Origin of the sequence: Microseira wollei NIES-4236, from assembly GCF_020521235.1 — a bacterium.
Classification (GTDB): domain Bacteria; phylum Cyanobacteriota; class Cyanobacteriia; order Cyanobacteriales; family Aerosakkonemataceae; genus Microseira; species Microseira wollei.
On the sequence record NZ_BLAY01000738.1, the window covers coordinates 1 to 255 of the forward strand.

Here is a 255-nt window from a genome sequence, read left to right on the forward strand (position 1 = left end):
CAGCTGATGTCGCATCTATGGGAGAAACACCAGAGATATCCGCAACAGCAACATCCCCCACAGCAATTGATTCCAAAGCATCGCCAACTGCCGATCTCGCATCTATGGGAGAAACACCAGAGATATCTGCAACAGCAACATCCTCTTCGTCAGCGGTCGCACCAACATCCGCCACAGCAATTGATTCAAAAGCATCGCCAACTGCCGATCTCGAATCAATGGGAGAAACACCAGAGATATCCGCAACAGCAACAT

1 pseudogene is annotated in these 255 nt (G+C 49.8%); it reads right to left on the minus strand.

Annotated features, from left to right (window positions below):
• Positions 1-255, minus strand: a pseudogene (locus MiSe_RS50395) (hypothetical protein); the annotation flags it as partial.